The sequence below is a fragment of the Streptomyces sp. URMC 126 genome, assembly GCF_051386555.1.
Lineage (GTDB): Bacteria > Actinomycetota > Actinomycetes > Streptomycetales > Streptomycetaceae > Streptomyces.
In genome coordinates, this window is record NZ_JBPQTX010000878.1 from 1 (window position 1) to 272 (window position 272).

Genomic DNA, 272 nt, shown 5'->3' on the forward strand with positions numbered 1-272 from the left:
GGCTGCAGTTGCTCGATCTGGACGGGCCTTTCCTGTCAGTCCCCGTCCTGATGCGTGTTTACGGCACCGGCATTCCCGGCCTACCCGATCCGGCCAGGCTCGCCCTGGCCGACGCCAAACGCGTCTTCGAACAGGCCTGGGACGCCTTCGGCCGGGGCCGGCTGGACGCCGACGGTTACGCGGCCGCGCGCGACGTCTGGGCGTACACCGTGCTGCGTGACGGGTTCGGGTGGGGCGCCGATCTGCGCACCGACGCCGAGCCGGTCACCGTC

1 protein-coding gene is annotated in these 272 nt (G+C 71.3%); it reads left to right on the plus strand.

Features of this window, described 5'->3' with window-relative positions; all coding sequences use genetic code 11:
- Positions 1-272, plus strand: a 272-nt coding sequence (locus ACSNOK_RS34315) for a hypothetical protein (protein ID WP_436784639.1), incomplete at both ends; no start/stop codon positions are given.